The 16,182-nt window shown below is 71.5% G+C and carries 17 protein-coding genes; 10 read left to right on the forward strand and 7 right to left on the reverse strand.

The features are described from left to right. Positions 1–252: 252 nt before the first annotated feature. A complete protein-coding gene (locus tag AB5J73_RS05170) occupies positions 253–552 on the forward strand; it encodes a hypothetical protein (protein WP_370968558.1) in 300 nt (99 codons plus the stop codon). A 27-nt stretch (positions 553–579) separates the two neighbouring features. Then, complete coding sequence (locus tag AB5J73_RS05175; protein ID WP_370968559.1) at positions 580–1,977, forward strand: class II fumarate hydratase; 1,398 nt, start codon at positions 580–582, stop codon at positions 1,975–1,977. Between the two features lie 4 nt (positions 1,978–1,981). Here the strand turns inward: AB5J73_RS05175 and AB5J73_RS05180 are convergent, their stop codons facing one another. Beyond that, complete coding sequence (locus AB5J73_RS05180; protein WP_370968560.1) at positions 1,982–3,007, reverse strand: aldo/keto reductase; 1,026 nt, start codon at positions 3,005–3,007, stop codon at positions 1,982–1,984. Positions 3,008–3,106: 99 nt separating this feature from the next. On the opposite strand from AB5J73_RS05180, the gene AB5J73_RS05185 reads away from it, so the two are divergent. From AB5J73_RS05185 to AB5J73_RS05205, 5 genes are all read left to right on the forward strand, one after another. Then, positions 3,107–3,973: a helix-turn-helix transcriptional regulator gene (locus tag AB5J73_RS05185; protein ID WP_370968561.1), complete on the forward strand. Its 867-nt coding sequence runs from the start codon at positions 3,107–3,109 to the stop codon at positions 3,971–3,973. A 50-nt stretch (positions 3,974–4,023) separates the two neighbouring features. Then, the gene (locus tag AB5J73_RS05190) at positions 4,024–5,703 is read left to right on the forward strand and encodes a PstS family phosphate ABC transporter substrate-binding protein (protein ID WP_370968562.1); all 1,680 of its coding nucleotides are present in this window, start codon (positions 4,024–4,026) and stop codon (positions 5,701–5,703) included. A gap of 40 nt (positions 5,704–5,743) precedes the next feature. Continuing rightward, positions 5,744–7,276: an ATP-dependent DNA ligase gene (locus AB5J73_RS05195; RefSeq protein WP_370968563.1), complete on the forward strand. Its 1,533-nt coding sequence runs from the start codon at positions 5,744–5,746 to the stop codon at positions 7,274–7,276. A 137-nt stretch (positions 7,277–7,413) separates the two neighbouring features. After that, the gene (locus AB5J73_RS05200) at positions 7,414–8,706 is read left to right on the forward strand and encodes a S8 family serine peptidase (protein WP_370968564.1); all 1,293 of its coding nucleotides are present in this window, start codon (positions 7,414–7,416) and stop codon (positions 8,704–8,706) included. Positions 8,707–8,825: 119 nt separating this feature from the next. Then, positions 8,826–9,185: a hypothetical protein gene (locus tag AB5J73_RS05205; protein WP_370968565.1), complete on the forward strand. Its 360-nt coding sequence runs from the start codon at positions 8,826–8,828 to the stop codon at positions 9,183–9,185. 42 nt (positions 9,186–9,227) lie between these two features. Here the strand turns inward: AB5J73_RS05205 and AB5J73_RS05210 are convergent, their stop codons facing one another. The 3 genes from AB5J73_RS05210 to AB5J73_RS05220 form a co-directional block, all read right to left on the reverse strand. After that, positions 9,228–9,602 (reverse strand): hypothetical protein, encoded by a 375-nt coding sequence (locus tag AB5J73_RS05210; RefSeq protein ID WP_370968566.1) that lies wholly within the window; start codon positions 9,600–9,602, stop codon positions 9,228–9,230. Beyond that, positions 9,599–9,949 carry a hypothetical protein gene (locus tag AB5J73_RS05215; protein WP_370968567.1) on the reverse strand — a complete coding sequence of 117 codons (351 nt, stop codon included), beginning with the start codon at positions 9,947–9,949 and terminating at the stop codon, positions 9,599–9,601. Before AB5J73_RS05215 ends, AB5J73_RS05210 begins: the two co-directional genes overlap by 4 nt. 180 nt (positions 9,950–10,129) lie before the next feature. Further along, positions 10,130–11,068, reverse strand: a complete 939-nt coding sequence (locus AB5J73_RS05220; RefSeq protein ID WP_370968568.1) for an NBR1-Ig-like domain-containing protein — start codon at positions 11,066–11,068, stop codon at positions 10,130–10,132. Positions 11,069–11,160: 92 nt separating this feature from the next. Between AB5J73_RS05220 and AB5J73_RS05225 the strand changes: the two genes are divergently transcribed. Continuing rightward, positions 11,161–11,781: a Pr6Pr family membrane protein gene (locus AB5J73_RS05225; protein ID WP_370968569.1), complete on the forward strand. Its 621-nt coding sequence runs from the start codon at positions 11,161–11,163 to the stop codon at positions 11,779–11,781. Here the strand turns inward: AB5J73_RS05225 and AB5J73_RS05230 are convergent. After that, positions 11,753–12,961: an NADH:flavin oxidoreductase/NADH oxidase family protein gene (locus AB5J73_RS05230; RefSeq protein WP_370968570.1), complete on the reverse strand. Its 1,209-nt coding sequence runs from the start codon at positions 12,959–12,961 to the stop codon at positions 11,753–11,755. The genes AB5J73_RS05225 and AB5J73_RS05230 overlap by 29 nt on opposite strands. 97 nt (positions 12,962–13,058) lie before the next feature. On the opposite strand from AB5J73_RS05230, the gene AB5J73_RS05235 reads away from it, so the two are divergent. Continuing rightward, positions 13,059–13,682 carry an MBL fold metallo-hydrolase gene (locus AB5J73_RS05235; RefSeq protein ID WP_370968571.1) on the forward strand — a complete coding sequence of 208 codons (624 nt, stop codon included), beginning with the start codon at positions 13,059–13,061 and terminating at the stop codon, positions 13,680–13,682. On the opposite strand, the gene AB5J73_RS05240 is transcribed toward AB5J73_RS05235, so the two are convergent. Both AB5J73_RS05240 and AB5J73_RS05245 read right to left on the reverse strand, forming a co-directional pair. Beyond that, complete coding sequence (locus AB5J73_RS05240) at positions 13,679–14,194, reverse strand: hypothetical protein (RefSeq protein WP_370968572.1); 516 nt, start codon at positions 14,192–14,194, stop codon at positions 13,679–13,681. The genes AB5J73_RS05235 and AB5J73_RS05240 overlap by 4 nt on opposite strands. Further along, positions 14,188–14,655 carry a DUF309 domain-containing protein gene (locus AB5J73_RS05245; RefSeq protein WP_370968573.1) on the reverse strand — a complete coding sequence of 156 codons (468 nt, stop codon included), beginning with the start codon at positions 14,653–14,655 and terminating at the stop codon, positions 14,188–14,190. The genes AB5J73_RS05240 and AB5J73_RS05245 overlap by 7 nt, the downstream gene beginning before the upstream one ends. A 44-nt stretch (positions 14,656–14,699) precedes the next feature. Here AB5J73_RS05245 and AB5J73_RS05250 point away from each other — a divergent pair, with 44 nt between their 5' ends. After that, complete coding sequence (locus tag AB5J73_RS05250) at positions 14,700–16,139, forward strand: GuaB1 family IMP dehydrogenase-related protein (protein WP_370968574.1); 1,440 nt, start codon at positions 14,700–14,702, stop codon at positions 16,137–16,139. Positions 16,140–16,182: the final 43 nt, after the last annotated feature.

Consider the following 16,182-nt stretch of genomic DNA (forward strand, 5'->3'; position numbering starts at 1 on the left):
ATGGCGGTGATCGAGAACACAGCCGATCCTAGCCGGACCGGAGTTCACTCGACGACGTGCGACACAGGCGCCCCGACGCCCGGCGGCCACCGTGGGGTGCGCGGCGGACCGCGCTGAGCGGGACCGCGGCGATCGTGGTGCTGCTCGGCCGGCTGGCTCTCGCGGTACGGCTGGGACTGCCGTCGGCCGAGCCGGTGGGCTTCCTCCCGTTCGTCTTCGGCGCTTTCGCGGGGGAAGCCGGCCGGCGTGCTGGTGACCGCCGAACACGCGCACCGGCTGAAGGGCGGCCCCGCCTACACCTACGACGTGCGGAACGCGGACGGCAGCCCGGATTCGCTCGACCCGGGCACGGGTACGCGGCTGGCGGTCGGCGGCCGGGTGGCCGTCGTCGAGGATCCGGCCGGGCTCGTCGCCACCCAGCTCGCGGGAAGGCAGGACCCGGCGGTGCCGCTGGTCTTCGCGTGCCTCGGCGTGGCGGGCCTGGTGGCAGCCGTGGCCGGCACGGCGGTGCTCGGCGAACGGCGCAGGGTGCGCAACGCCACCACGCGGTGACTCGCGAACAGGTCCAGAATCGGTGTCATGGCTGATCAGGAATACCGGATCGAACACGACACCATGGGCGAGGTCCGCGTGCCTGCCGACGCGCTCTACCGCGCGCAGACCCAGCGGGCCGTCGAGAACTTCCCCATCTCCGGCCGGGGCCTGGAGCGCGCCCAGATCCGCGCGCTCGGCCTGCTCAAGGCCGCCGCGGCGCGCGTGAACCTCAAGCTGGGCGTGCTCGACGCCGACGTCGCGAACGCCATCGCGGCCGCCGCCGACGAGGTCGCCGAGGGCGCGCACGACGCGCACTTCCCGATCGACGTGTTCCAGACCGGGTCCGGGACGTCGTCGAACATGAACGCCAACGAGGTCATCGCCACCCTCGCCACCCGGGCCCTCGGCCGGGACGTGCACCCGAACGACCACGTCAACGCGTCGCAGTCGTCCAACGACACCTTCCCGACGACCATCCACGTCGCCGCGACCGAAGCCGTGCTCAAGGACGTCATCCCGGCGCTCGAGTACCTCGCCGGCGCGATCGAGGTCCGCGCCGCCGAGTGGGCCGACGTCGTCAAGTCCGGGCGCACGCACCTGATGGACGCGGTGCCCATCACGCTCGGCCAGGAGGCCGGCGCGTGGGCGTCGCAGGTCCGCTTCGGCGTCGAACGGCTGAAGTCGGGCCTGCCGCGGCTGGGCGAGCTGCCGATCGGCGGCACGGCCGTCGGCTCCGGCCTCAACGCGCCGGACGGCTTCGGGTCCAGCGTCGCCGCCGAGCTCGCCACCGTCACCGGCCTCCCGCTGACCGAGGCCCGCGACCACTTCGAGGCGCAGGCGACGCAGGACAGCGTCGTCGAGACGTCCGGGCACCTGCGCACGATCGCCGTGTCGCTCAACAAGATCGCGAACGACCTGCGCTGGCTGGGTTCCGGCCCGCGCACCGGCCTGGCCGAGCTGGCCCTGCCGGACCTGCAGCCGGGCTCGTCGATCATGCCGGGCAAGGTGAACCCGGTGATCCCGGAGGCGACGCTGCAGGTCGTCGCGCAGGTGATCGGCAACGACGCGGCCGTCGCGTTCGCCGGCGCCGCGGGCAACTTCCAGCTGAACGTCAACCTGCCGGTGATCGCCCGCAACGTCCTCGAATCGGCGCGCCTGCTCGCGGCCGTCTCGCGGCTGCTGGCGGACAAGGTCTTCGCGGGCATCACCGTGAACACCGACCGCACCAGCACCTACGCCGAGGGTTCGCCGTCGATCGTGACGCCGCTGAACAAGTACATCGGCTACGAAGAGGCCGCCGCGGTCGCGAAGCGGGCGTTGAAGGAGCTGAAGACGATCCGCGAGGTCGTCATCGAGCGCGGGTACGTGAAGGACGGCAAGCTCACCGAAGCCCAGCTCGACGAAGCGCTCGACGTCCTCCGCATGGCCCGCGGCGGGAAGTGACCCGCTACCGCCGGCGCAGGCGCTTGTCCGCCAGCGCCGGCGGGGTGTAGTCCTTCTCGGCCGAATTGAGGTCCGTGCCCGGCGGGACGATTTCGTCGATTCGGTCCAGCACGTCGTCGTCCAGCACCAGGTCCGCGCCCGCCAGCAGGTCGGCGAGCTGCGCGGGCGTGCGCGGCCCGATGATCGCCGACGTCACGCCCGGGTGCGCCCGGACGAACGCCGTCGCGAGGTGCGTGAGCGGCCGGCCCAGGTCGTCCGCGATCTCCTTCAGCCGCGCGATCGCCTCGAACTTGACGGCGTTGGCAGGCAGGGCCGGGTCGAACTTGTGCGCCTGCAGGGTCTTGCGGCCTTCCGAAAGGTCCACATCGGACGGTCGGGTGTACCTGCCCGAGAGCCAGCCGCTGGCCAGCGGGCTCCAGGTGAGCACGCCCATGCCGTACTTCCGCGCGGTCGGGAGCACCGCCGCCTCGATCGCCCGGTTGAAGATCGAGTACGGCGGCTGCTCGGCGCGGAACCGCGCCAGGCCGCGCTTTTCCGCCACCCACTGGGCTTCCACGATCTGCTCGGCCGGGAAGTCCGACGAACCGATCGCGCGGACCTTCCCGGCGCGCACGAAGTCCGTGAGCACCGAAAGCGTTTCCTCGATGTCGGTCGTCGGGTCCGGCCGGTGCACCTGGTAGAGGTCGACGTAGTCGGTGTCGAGCCGCCGGAGGCTGTCGTCCAGCGCGCGGGTCAGCCAGCGCCGCGAAAGGCCGCCCTGGTTGGGATCGGCGCCCATCCGGAAGAAGCCCTTGGTGGCCAGCACGACGTCGTCGCGGCGGCCCTTCAGCGCCTTGCCGACGATCCGCTCGTTCTCGCCGTCGCTGTACATGTCCGCGGTGTCCCAGAAGTTCACGCCGGCGTCGAGCGCGGTGTGCAGCATCCGGACGCCCTCTTCGTGGTCCGGATTGCCCCACTTGCCCAGCATCATCGCGCCGAACGCGTACTCGCTGACCGAAATCCCCGTGCCGCCCAGAATTCGTCGTTCCATGCCACCACCCTGCGGCGGGCGGGCACGCCGGGCCAGGTCACGTCCAACCTGGGTCCGGCAGTACCAGGCGGGGACCCGCGGGCCGGGGATACTGGAGGCATGAGTGACGCAGCCGAGCTGGGCGCCTTCCTGAAGGCGCGCCGCGCCGCACTGGACCCCGCCGACCTGGGCCTGCCGCCCGGGATCACGCAGCGGCGGGTCAAGGGCCTGCGCCGCGAGGAGCTGGCGCAGCTGTCCGGGATCAGCGTCGACTACTACACGCGGCTGGAGCAGGGCCGCGCGAAGAACGTCTCGGACGCGGTCCTCGACGCACTGGCCCGCGCGCTGCGGCTCACCGGCGACGAACAGTCCTACCTGCGCAACCTCGCCGCGCCGAAGCGCCGGGAACGGAGCGCGCCGCAGCGGATCCGGCCCGAGCTCCAGCTGCTGCTGGACGCCATCCAGGCGCCGGCGTTCGTCTTCGGCCGCTACCTCGACGTCCTGGCGTGGAACGCGCTCGGCGGCGCGGTGGCGTTCGCCTACGCCGATCTCGGGGAGCGCAACATCCCCAAGCTGTTCTTCCTGAACGAGCAGCTCTCCCGCCAACTGCACCCGGAGTGGGACGCGGTGGCCGGCGAGGTCGTGGCGAACCTGCGCGCGGAGGGCGGCCGCCACCCCGGCGACCCGCGGCTGGCCCAGCTGGTCGGCGAGCTGTCCCTGGGCAGCGAGACGTTCCGCAAGCTCTGGGCGGCGCACACCGTGCGCGAGAAGGCGCACTGCTGGAAGGCCATGCGCAACCCGATCGTCGGCGACCTGCGGCTGCGCTACGAGACGCTCCGGCTGCCCGACGACCCCGACCAGGGAGTCGTGGTCTACCACGCCGAACCGGGGTCCGAGAGCGAACGCGCGCTCGGCCTGCTGGCCAGCTGGATCGCGGCCGATGAACGACCGGTGAACACTCGGTGGTCGCAACCCCAAACCGGGTGAGGCCTGCTTAGGCTCTTCCCCCTGGGGAGCCGGGGGTTGGGAGCAGCACGGTGGGTGTCGGCGCGACCATGCAGTCCCTCGCCGAGATCCTGAGCTCCGACTCCGGCAGCCTCGTGCTCGGGATCGCCGCGCTGGTCGCGATCGCGGCGCCGTTCGTCGACCGCTACTTCATCCGCCGCCGCCGGCTGACGTTCCGCGTGCTCTACAACTCGAAGATCGGGCTGTCCCCGATCGACCTGCACGACGGCGAGAACGGCTCGGCGCAGGCGGCCCCGCAGCTCGAACAGGTCGGGCGGCTGCTCGACCGGATGAGCATCGTCGTCATCCGGATCCACAACACCGGCGGGTTCGACATCGCGCCCGAGGACTTCGAGATCCCGCTGTCGTTCACCTTCGGCAGCCGGATCGTCTGGGACGCGCGGGTGTCCGACGCGACCGACGACGGCCTGCGCCAGCACGTCCGCGACGGCCTCGAGTTCTTCACCCGCGAGACCCCGCAGCGGCCGGTCGAAGCCGTGAAGCTGTCCCGGGTGCGCGCGTGGCTGCCGAAGCGGTTCGCCGGGCTCACCGCGGCCGAACCCCCGCCCGGGGCGCCCGAGTGGCACGGCGTGCGGTTCGCGCGGCTTTCGTTGAAGCGCAAGGAGAAGTTCAAGCTGGTCGTCGTCCTGCGCGAGTCCGACGAGCACGACGGCGAAATCAGCAAGGAGATCGACCACCACGCCCGGCTCGCCGCCGGCCGGATCAAGGACGACCGCAAGCAGCGCCGGTTCGGCTGGCCGGTCCTCACGACGGCGGTCGGGGTGCTGCTGACCGGAGCCCTGCTGGCCACGCTGCTCGTGTCGTGGTCCCGGCCGGCCGTTTCCGCGCAGTGCGCCACCGGGAAGTTGTCGGTCGAGGGCTCGAGCGCGTTCGTCCCGATCATCGGCAGCATCGCCGCCGAGTACCACGGCCAGTGCGACGGCGCCGCGATCACGACCCGCGCGACCGGCAGCGTCACCGGCGTCCGCGCGCTCGCCCCGGTCGACGCGGCGGGCAAGAACGGGCTGGCGGTGCTGTCGGACGGCCGGTCCGGGGAAGCCGGGCCCGACCTCGAGGCGAAGGCCGTCGCGGTGGTCGTGTACAGCCTGGTCGTCAACCGCGCGGCCGGCGTCGACCGGCTGACGACCCAGCAGGTCAAGGACATCTTCAGCGGCCGCGTGCGGAACTGGGACCAGCTGCGGCCGGGGCCGTCGGTGCCGATCGGGATCGTCGGGCGCGGGCAGGAGTCGGGCACGCGCAAGACGTTCGAGCAGAAGGTGCTGGGCGGCACGGAGGACCGGCTGACCTCGGACTCGTGCCGCAAGCCGGAACGCGATCCGGCCGCGGCGACCACCCGCTGCGAGCGCGGGACGACCGCCGAGGTGCTCACCGAGGTCGCGAACGTGCCGGGCGCGATCGGGTACGCCGACGTCCCGGCGGCCAAGACCGCGGCCGCCCGCGACCAGCAGGTCGGCGTCGTGCAGCTCGACGGCCGCTACCCGGACGTCACGACGATCGGCGCCGGCTACCGGTTCTGGACCGTCGAGTACCTGTACACGAAGGGCGTACCGGACGGCGAGAGCGTGCTGAAGCGGTTCCTCGACTACCTGGCGAGCCCGACCGCGCGGGCCGAGCTGCAGGACGCCGGGTACACCCCCTGCGTGACCAAGGACGGCCTGCTCGACCCCCTCTGCACCAGGGGAGACATCTGACCGACGAGAAATTGTCGGTGGTGCGGGTCATGATGTCCGGGTGTTGCTGAGCGAGTTGGTCCGGGTGTCCGCCGAGCTGGCGGCGACGAGGTCCAGGAAGGCGAAGATCGCCCTCCTGGCCGCGGTGCTGCGCGCCGCCGAGGTCCTCGAGCTGCCGGTGGTGATCGCGTACCTGACCGGGCAGACGGCGCAGGACAGGCTGGGTGCGGGCTGGCGCACCCTGGCCGGGCTCGGGGCGGCACCGGCCCCGGACCCCGTCGTGTCGGTGCTCGAAGTGGACGCCGCGCTGACCGGGGCGGCCGGGGTCGCGGCGGGCTCGGGTTCCGCGGGGCGGCGTCAGGAGATCCTGCGGGCGCTGTTCACCCGCCTCACCGAGGACGAGCAGCAGTTCCTGTTCCGGCTGGTCACCGGCGAGCTGCGGCAGGGTGCGCTGGAGGGCGTGATGGTCGACGCCGTCGCGGCCGCGGCCGAGGTGCCGGCCGAGGACGTGCGGCGGGCCTTCATGCTGTCCGGGAAGCTGGGCGTCACCGGGGTCGCGGCGATGACCGGCGGGCAGGGCGCGCTGGCGGAGTTCCGGCTCGCGCTCGGCACGCCGGTCAAGCCGATGCTGGCGTCGCCGGCGGAGTCGCTGGAGGAGGCCGTCGCCGAGCACGCCGAGGCGATCGTCGAGTACAAGATGGACGGTGCGCGGATCCAGGTGCACCGGCAGGGTGACGAGGTGCACGTCTGGACGCGGACGCTGCGCGAGATCACCGGTAGTGTCCAGGAGCTGGTCGAGCTCGTGCGGGCGCTGCCGTGCGAATCGGTGGTGCTGGACGGCGAAACGCTCGCCCTGACCGACGCGGGGCGGCCGCGGCCGTTCCAGGACACGATGAGCCGGTTCGGCAGCACGCGCGAGGAACAGGTGAAAGCGCTGCTGCTGCGGCCGTACTTCTTCGACTGCCTGCACCTCGACGGCGTCGACCTGCTGGACGCGCCGCTGTCCGAGCGCAACGCGGCGCTGCGCAAGGTCGCCGGTGCGCACGTGATCCCCGGCGAGGTGGGCGTTTCACGCGCCGCCGAGGTGCTGGAGGCGGCGATGGACGCCGGGCACGAAGGGGTGATGGTCAAGGACCTGGCGTCGCCGTACGCGGCGGGGCGGCGCGGGCGGGCGTGGCTGAAGGTCAAGCCGGTGCACACGATCGACCTGGTGGTGCTCGCGGCCGAGTGGGGACACGGCAGGCGCACGGGCAAGCTGTCCAACCTCCACCTGGGCGCCCGCGACCCGGACGGCGGCCCGCCGATCATGGTGGGCAAGACGTTCAAGGGCATGACCGACGAGCTGCTCGCGTGGCAGACGACGAGGTTCCAGGAGATCGAAACCCACCGCGACGACTGGACGGTGTACGTGCGGCCCGAGGTGGTGGTGGAGATCGAGCTGGACAGCGCCCAGGTTTCGACGCGCTACCCCGGTGGCCTGGCGCTGCGGTTCGCCCGGGTGGTCCGCTACCGCCCGGACAAGGAGCCGGGCGACGCGGACACGATCGACACCGTCCGCGGCCTGCTGCACGGCGACCGGTCGGAAGGGAGCTGACTACGAAGGTCTTGATCACGACATCTCGCGTGTCGGCGGTGCTTTCCTCGTAAAAGGAAAGACGAAAGTCGATGTTGCCTTCTCCCCGATCTGGCCAGAGTGGCTGACGGAGTTTCCTTCAGCCACGGGAGAAAAGCATGAGATTGCGCGCTGTGTCCGGCTTGCTCGCGAGCACGACCCTGCTCGTGACCGCGTTCGCGGCACCGGCTCTCGCCACACCCGTGCCGAGCACGCCGGGCGCCGGGCACCAGCCGTCGAAGCACCACTTCTCGGCGGCCGCGCGGTCGTTCGTCGGCGCCGACACCGTGCAGAAGCGCGTCGCGAAGCTCGAGGCGGCGATGGCGTCGCTGCCGAAGGAGAGCACCGCGTACAACGCGACGAAGCTGTGGAACGCCGGTATCACCGGTGCGGGCAGCACCGTGGCGACACTGGTTTCCTTCGGCGACGACAAGGTGAAGGAGGTTCTGGACACCTATTCGAAGAACCACGGCCTGCCGCCGGCGAACGTCGAGGTCATCGAGCCGTCCGGTGCGGTGCCCGCGTGCACCGACCCCGGCGTCGACACCGCCACCTGCCAGGGCTGGGGCGGCGAGACCGACCTCGACGTCACGATGATGCACGCCATGGCGCCGAACGCGAAGATCGTCGTCGCGGCGACACCGGTCGCGGAGACGCAGGGCTTCACCGGCCTGCCCGAGATGATGCACGCGGTCGACTACCTGACCGAGCACAAGCTCGTCGACGTGATCTCGATGAGCTTCGGTACGACGGAGGAGAACTTCCCGTCGTTCGACTCGATCAAGGCGCTCGACCCGGCGCTGGACCGCGCGAGCAAGGCGGGCATCACGATGGTCGCCTCGTCCGGCGACGACGGCCCGACCGGTGGCTACCTGTACGGCCCGGGCAACTACCCGTACCGCGTCGCGAGCTGGCCGGCGTCCGACCCGCGCGTCACGACGCTCGGCGGCACGCAGCTGCACCTCGACGCGAACGGCGCGCGCACCAAGGCGGACGACCTGGTGAACGTCGCCGACGACGGGTTCGCCGAGGGCGCCGGGCTGTCGAAGGCGTACGCGCGCCCGTCGTGGCAGGACGGCGTCAAGCAGATCACCGGCAGCAAGATGCGGTCCTTCCCGGACATCAGCATGGAAGGCGTGCACGGCACGTCGCAGTCCGCACCGCTGTTCGCCGGCGTGCTCGCACTCGCGGTGCAGGCCAAGCACGGCAAGCTCGGCCAGATCAACCCGGCGCTGTACGCGAAGCTCGGCCCTGCCGGCGCGAAGGCAGGCATCGTCGACGTCACCGAAGGCGACAACAGCCAGGACGGCGTCGTGGGCTTCACCGCGGCCAAGGGCTTCGACATCGCCAGCGGCTGGGGCACGGTCGACGCGTCGGTCTTCGTCCCCGCACTGGTGAAAGCGCTTCGCTGATCATTGACCGGAAATGTCGTCGTTCGGTTTATTCGACACCGTTCGATGACGCGATTTTCCCCACAGATCACGAGCACGGTAAGTGGAAAGCAAGGAACAGCTGAAATCGTCGATCCAAGGTGTACGCCGCGGAAATCAAGCAGAAGAACTTCATCGTTTTTCGCACCACCACCGTCAGCAATTTCGCGGTGGGTTTCCGGCCGGGCTCGACCGACCTCGTGATCGTGCCGCTCGACGAAAAGAGCGGCACGATCACGCCGGGCACCCCGCTGGCGATCACCGACGCGAACCGGGCTTCGGTCAAGAAGCGCGACCTGCAGGGCCGGTTCGTGGTCAAGACGACGGAGGGCCAGACCTTCCGGCTCAGCATCCTCCCGTCCGTGCCCAAAGTCCTCGCCGCCGGTTACCAGCTGCCCGTCGAGCAGAAGGCCGAGTACGAGGCGTTCACCACCCTCCGGGACGCCCTCACCGCCGCCTGACGACCGCGCGCCCCGGTGCACGGCGCCGGGGCGCGCCCGGCGTCAGTAGCAGCGATCCGACCTGATCGCGTAGGTGTAGTTGTTGGACAGGTTGGACGTCACCTCGAAGCGGATCTTGTGGTAGACGGGCGGGTCGCCGAGCACGCCGTGGGACACCGTGTGCTCCTTGCCCGGGGCGATCGCGCCGCTCCACAGGCCCTTGTCGAAGACGTCCTCGACGATCTGGACGAGCATCCCGCGGTAGTCGCTGTTGTGCACGGTGATGTCGATCTTCTGCCCGGCGCTCACCTCGACGACCTTCGTCGCCCCGCCCATCAGCTGGCCGCCGGCGCACACCTTCGTCGCGGCGGACGCGGAGGGGGCCGCCAGCACTGTCGCGGCCAGCGCCACGACCGGGACCACCAGTTCGCGGATCATCGGTTCCCCACCTTCGTCTTGACCACATTGGACGTTTCGGCGATGTCGATGCCGAACTTCATCGAGCCGCCGCAGTAGGCGTGCTTGCCGTTCTCGAAGTAGAGCGTCAGGTCGCCCGCGCACTCGAAGACGCGGATGTCCCAGGTGCGCTCCCCCGGCCACAGGCAGATGGCGTCCTTGCCGGCGCGGCGCATCCAGCCGTGGTACCCGGACTCGCACGTGGTGATCGGATCACTCGCGACGGTCGCCGGTGTGTTCCGAGCGGACGCCGAGGCCGGGCCGGCCGACAGCAGTCCCGCGGCGAGCGCGGTCCCGATGACGGCCGCGACCTTCAGATTCGGACGCATGGATTTCCTTTCCCCACCGTGAAAAGATGAAATGGATTCGCCCAGGAGATCCGGACACCGACGACGTTAAGGACCGCCGTCGGCGGCGGGAAGACGTCCGGTGGCCATCTCCGCGCGCAAGCCAAACGAAGATCGTCTTCGCAGGTCAGCGATTTGGCCAGCGGGCCGGGAAAGCCAAATTCAGGGCACGATCCGGACCGAGAAGAAGACCGCGCGGGCGTCCGGTAGCAGCAGGTGCCCTTCGGAGTCGGCCATCTTCCAGTACACCTGGCAGTGCCCGGCCGCGGGCGGCGCCTGCACGTCGACGGAGATCCGCACGTGCTCGCCGGGCGCGGTGTACGGGATCGGGACGCGGGCGGCCGTGCGGCACTCACCGGGGCTGCCGAACGAACCCGAGCGCACGAGGTACCGCCCGATCCATCCGACCGATCCGGCGTTGCGCAGCTCCCACGTCTTGACGAAGCGGCTGCCGGCCGGGACAGCGGTCCCGTCGGGCACGGTCACGTCGGCGACGAACTCGGACACGTCACCGGCCGCCGCAGGCTCTTCGGCCGAGAACGCGCCGCCGAACAGGAGAGCCAGCGCGACGACGAGCACGATCGCGACGGCCGCGGCGAGGCCGTAGGCCGCCCACCGGCGCCGCGCCGGTTCCGCGTCGCGCACACGCCACGATCCCGCCAGCCGGTGGCTGAGCAAGCCGGGCCCGGGTCCGCGGGCAACCGACCGGCGATGACTGGACGAACCGGACCCGGGTTCCGGCGCTCGTCCCCACGGCCGCCGCCTCGGCTCGGGTACCTCCGGTTCGCGTGCCTTCTCCCACGCGGCCCGCCACTCCAGCCGCGCCCGCGTTTCGTCCTCGCCGAGCACGCCCACCGCGAGCACGCGCACGAACTCCCACGTCGTCTCCCAGCTGGGCAGGTGCCGCCCGCGCGCCGCGGCCGAGAGTGCCGACTTCGAGGCCAGCGCGCCCAGTTCGTCGCGCATCCGGTCGTAGGACGGGTCACCCGCGGCGCGCTTCAGCTCCCACAGCCGGCGCGCGAACGCCGCGACCGGCCCGGTGTCCGCCGCGGGGCCCTGCGCGACCCGCCCGCGGCGTCCGGGGGTGCGTTCGACGTCCATCGCCGCCGAGGATAGGACGCGGAGCGGGTGACCGGCGTGACTCGATCGAGTGGTCCCGATCGAGTAGTCCACTGTGGAGCTAAGCTGCGGAAATGCGCAGCGAGAAGCTCACCCGCACCTGGTTCGCGGTCACCGCCGTGGTCGCGCTGACCGGGCTCGTCAGCCAGGTGGTGTCCACCGCGACCACCGCGGACGCCCGGGTGGCGAACCTGCTCTGCTTCTTCACCATCGACTCGAACGTGCTGGTCGCGCTCACCGCGGCGCTGATCGCGCTGGGCCGGGCCCGCGGGCGCCTGTTCACCGTACTCCTGCTCGACGCGCTGGTCGGCATCATCGTGACCGGCATCGTCTACCAGGTCGCGCTCGCCGGCCTGTACGAGCTGCACGGCCTGGCGTTCTTCGCCGACACGATGCTGCACAAGGTGACGCCGATCGTGTTCGTGCTCGGCTGGCTCCTCGTGGCGCCGCGCGGCGCCCTGACCTGGCGCACGGTCTGGTGGTCGCTGCTCTACCCGCTGGCCTGGCTCGCGTTCACCCTGCCGCGCGGCGCGCTCACCGGCTTCTACCCGTACCCGTTCGTCGACGCCGGCGCGCTCGGCTACGGCCAGGTGGCGCTCAACTGCGTCTTCATCGGCCTGTTCTTCACCGCGCTCGCCGCGGGTGCGCGCTTCTACGACCGCCGGCTCAGCCCCGCACCCGACGGAACGCGTTGAGCCCGTCGGTCAGCCCGGCCTGGACCAGCGTCGGCAGCGCGCCGCGGCGGTCGACCGGCTTGCCCGCCGCGATCCGGTGCATCTGCCGGGTGTGCCACTGGATCTCGAGGAGGCTGTCGGCCAGCCGGACGCCGGTCTTCGGGCAGAGCCGCTCCGCGCGGGCGTCCTCGCCGTCGAGCAGCCGCGCGGGCAGCCCGGGGTCGACGATCAGCGGCCGGCCGAGCCCGATGACGTCCAGCGCGCCCGAGCGCAGCGCGTCGGTCATCCCGCCGGGTGTCGCGAACCCGCCGGTGACCATCAGGGCGACGTCGGACACCGAACGCGCTTTCGCCGCGTAGTCCAGGAAGTACGCTTCGCGCGCCTGCGAGCTCGCCCGGCCGGAGCCCATCATGGCGGCCTTCTCGTACGTTCCGCCCGACACCTCGAGCAGGTCCAGCCCGGTTTCCCCGAGCTCGCGCACGACCTCGAGCGACTCCTCTTCGGTGAAGCCGCCGCGCTGGAAGTCCGCGCTGTTGAGCTTCACCGACACCGGGACGTCGTCCCCCACCGACGAACGCACGCGCCGCACGACCTCCAGCAGGAAGCGGCGCCGGCGGACGGCGTCGCCGCCCCACTCGTCCGTGCGCAGGTTCGTCAGCGGCGAAAGGAACTGGGACACGAGGTAGCCGTGGGCGCCGTGGATCTGCACGCCCGTGAAGCCGGCTTCGACGAACGTGCGCGCCGCGACGGCGAAGCGTTCGATGATCGCTTCGATCTCTTCGCCGGTCAACGCGCGCGGAGCGGCGAAGGCGGTACGGATGCCGCGGTTGCCGAACGGCACCGCGGACGGCGCCACCGGCTCGCGCGACAGGTACCGCGGGCTCTGCCGGCCCGGGTGGTTCAGCTGCACCCACAGCCGCGTCTCCGTGCCCTCGACCGACCGCGCCCAGGGCCGGTAACCGGCGGGATCCGGTGCGGCGGCGACGTTGCGCGGCTCGCCGAGCGCGGCCGGGTCGACCATGACGTTCCCGGTGATCAGCGCGCCGGCGCCACCGCGGGCCCAGGTGCGGTACAGCTCGGCCAGCTCACGGGTGGGTGCGTTGCGGCGGTCGCCGAGCTGCTCGCTCAGCGCCGACTTGACCAGGCGGTTCGGCAGCACCGCGCCGCAGCGCAGTTTCAGCGGCTCGGCCAGGAGCGTCATCGCGTCACCTCTCGAACTTACCCGAAGTAAGGTGACGCGACGGTAGCATACCGCCGGTATGTCATCTACCCGTCGAATGACCGTTAGGGTCGGGCGCATGACGGCGATCGTGCAGAACCTGGTGACTTCCGGCGTCTTCCGGCTCGACGGAGGCAGCTGGGACGTCGACAACAACGTGTGGCTGGTGGGCGACGACGCGGAAGTGATCGTGATCGACGCCGCCCACGACGCGAAGGCGATCGAAAACGTCATCGGCGAGCGGAAGCTGGTCGCGATCGTCTGCACCCACGCCCACAACGACCACGTCAACGCCGCACCGGAACTCGCCGACGCGACCGGCGCGCCGATCCTGCTCCACCCCGACGACCGCGTCGTCTGGGACCTCACGCACCCGGACCGCGCTCCGGACGGCGAGCTGGCCGACGGCCAGACCCTCACGATCGCGGGCACCGCGCTCCGCGTCCTCCACACACCCGGCCACGCCCCCGGCGCGATCTGCCTCTACGCGGAGGAACTGGGCGTCCTGTTCACCGGCGACACCCTGTTCCACGGCGGCCCCGGCGCCACCGGGCGGTCCTATTCGGACTACCCGACCATCGTGAAGTCCATCCGCGAGAAGCTCTTCACGCTCCCGGAATCGACGAAGGTCCACACGGGCCACGGCGAAGGCACGACGATCGGCGCGGAGAAAACGGCGTCGAGCGGCTGGGACCAGCCCTAGGAGGTGTGCTTCCGGGCGACGAGGGCGAACTCCTCGATCGCCCGGTCGAAGGCGGAACTCGCCTGCCGGACCGGCGTGGGCAGGAACTCCCGGTCGAACTTCTTGTCGTCGTCGAGCTCCCACCGGGTGCGGTGGAGTTCCATCTCCTTCATGCGGAGCAGGTTCGCCTGCTCGACCAGCTCGTCCGGCCCGCTCATCACGAGCAGCCCGTAGAACGCGCGCATGTCGGTGCGAGCCGTGTAGTAACCGTCTTCGAACTCGATCTCCCGCTGCGCGTCGGTCTCGGCTTCCTCGGCGAGAGTCCGGCGGCGGTGGATCACGTTGATGTCGATGATGTGCTTGCGTGCCCGCGTCGCGGCCTCGATCAGTCCGGCACAGCGGTCGGCCCGGTCCTGCCGCAGCTTCGCGCGCCGGGCGGCGTTGAGCTTCACCGGCTCGACGAGCGCCCCCAGCGTCACACCGATCAGCGACGCCACCGCCGCGATGGCCGCCGCCCCGACCGCCGTCAGCACGTCAGCCTCGGCGCGCTCGGCGACACCCGGACGCGCTGCTTCGCCTCTTCCGCCAGCGCGAGCGCCCACGCCTGCAGGCCGGCGACGTCGATCCCGTGCGGCGGCTCGGCCCGGAACGGCTCGATGTTCGCCGCGGCCCGCTCCAGCAGCGACACCGCGCCGACGTTGTTGCCGCGAGCCGCGTGCGTCAGCCCCACCGCGAGCTGGGCGAGGCCGCGCCAGAGTTCGCGGTCGGGGCCGTCGGTGCTCTTCCACGCGTCTTCGAAGACCTCGTGCGCGTGGAACGGCTTGCCGTCGTCGAGCAGGCGCTGGGCTTCCGCAAGCGTTTGCGCCGGGGTCCGCACGATGCCCTCCGGCTGGCGCTCGACGCCGTCGGAGCCGTACGGCAGGGGCCGCCCGAGGCCGTCGCGCGGCCGTGCGTTGCGTGCCCGTCCTTCGGTGTCCCGGTCGCGGCGGCTCATACCCTGAGATCCTGCCACGGACCCGGCAGGTAGCCTGGTGACTCGTGCGTTTCCTCGACGGCCACCGGCCCGCTCACGACCTGACCTACGACGACGTGTTCCTGCTGCCGAACCGTTCGGACGTGGAGTCCCGCTTCGACGTCGACCTCGCCACCGCGGACGGCACCGGCGCGACCATCCCGATCGTCGTGGCCAACATGACCGCGGTCGCCGGCCGGCGGATGGCCGAGACCGTCGCCCGCCGCGGTGGGCTGGTGGTGCTGCCCCAGGACGTCGACACCGACGCCGTCACCGAGATCGTCGGCTGGGTGAAGAGCCGCCACACCGTGTGGGACACCCCGCTGGTGCTCACCGGCGGCGACGCCGTCGCCGACGCGCTCAACCTGGTCCACAAGCGCGCGCACGGCGCTGTCGTGGTCGTGGACGGCGAAGGCCGCCCGGTCGGCATCGTCGACGAAGCGGCCTGCGCGGGCGTCGACCGCTTCGCGCGGCTCGCCGACGTCGCGCAGCCCGCGCACGTCGCGGTCCCGCTGGCCACGCCGGCGCGCGAGGTCTTCGAGCTGCTGCACGGCCACGGCGCGCAGCTGGCGCTGGGCCTGGACGCCGACGGCCGGCTCGCGGGCGTGCTGACCGCCGTCGGGGCGCTGCGCGCGGACATCTACACGCCGGCGGTCGACAGCGCGGGCAAGCTGCGCGTCGCCGCCGCGGTCGGCGTCAACGGCGACGTCGCGGCGAAGGCCGAGGCCGTGCTCGGCGCCGGCGTCGACGTGCTGGTCGTCGACACCGCGCACGGCCACCAGGAGAAGATGATCGCCGCGCTGAAGGCCGTCCGGTCGGTGTCGCCGAAGGTCCCGGTGGTCGCCGGGAACGTGGTCACCGCCGAGGGCACGCGCGACCTGATCCAGGCCGGCGCCGACGTCGTCAAGGTCGGCGTCGGGCCGGGCGCGATGTGCACGACCCGGATGATGACCGGCGTGGGCCGCCCCCAGTTCTCCGCGGTCGCCGACTGCGCGGCCGCCGCCCGCGAGCTGGGCAAGCACGTCTGGGCCGACGGCGGGGTCCGCCACCCGCGCGACGTCGCGCTGGCGCTGGCCGCCGGCGCGTCCGCGGCGATGGTCGGCTCGTGGTTCGCCGGCACCTACGAATCCCCCGGCGACCTGCGGTTCGACGAGCAGGGCCGGCCCTACAAGGAGTCGTTCGGCATGGCGTCGAAGCGCGCGGTGGGCGCGCGGACGCGCACGGACAACTCGTTCGACCGCGCGCGGAAGGCGCTGTTCGAAGAGGGCATCTCGTCGTCGCGGATGTCGCTCGACCCGGCCCGCCCCGGCGTCGAGGACCTGCTGGACTCGATCGGCTCCGGCGTCCGCTCGTCCTGCACCTACGCGGGCGCGCGCACCCTGGAGGAGTTCCACGAGCGCGCGCTGCTGGGCGTCCAGTCGGCGGCCGGCTTCGCCGAAGGCCGCCCCCTCCCCTCCGGCTGGTGACGGTCGTGAGTGCGTAACAGTGTCAGAACACTGTTACGCACTC

Source organism: Amycolatopsis sp. cg9 (genome assembly GCF_041346945.1).
Taxonomy (GTDB): domain Bacteria; phylum Actinomycetota; class Actinomycetes; order Mycobacteriales; family Pseudonocardiaceae; genus Amycolatopsis.